At 56.0% G+C, this 336-nt stretch carries 1 pseudogene; it reads right to left on the minus strand.

The features are described 5' to 3' along the window. Positions 1-147: 147 nt before the first annotated feature. Positions 148-336, minus strand: a pseudogene (locus tag KQX66_RS39115) (protease HtpX); the annotation flags it as partial.

A 336-nucleotide genomic window follows, 5' to 3' on the forward strand; every position in this document is an offset into this window, starting at 1 on the left:
GCATTAACGCCCGCAAACTTCGCTGAAGCGCTCACCCCATTCATTGCCGAATTTCATTGTTGAATCCGTCGCCGCCGCTGAAATAGCGGTTCAGGCATGCCATAAAAAAACCCCGGCAAGCCGGGGTTTTTCATTTCATTCAGCCGATTACTTCAGGTACTGACCGGTGCGCAGCGCTTCGATGCGCTTGTCGAGCGGCGGGTGCGACATGAACAGCTCGCTGAACGACTTGGATTTGCCGTTGATGCAGAACGCCATCATGCTGCCCGCTTCCTGCGGTTCATAGCTGGTTTTCAGACGCTGCAAGGCGGCGATCATCTTCTCGCGGCCCACCAG

This window comes from Paenibacillus oleatilyticus (assembly GCF_018998565.1).
Classification (GTDB): domain Bacteria; phylum Bacillota; class Bacilli; order Paenibacillales; family NBRC-103111; genus Paenibacillus_G; species Paenibacillus_G oleatilyticus.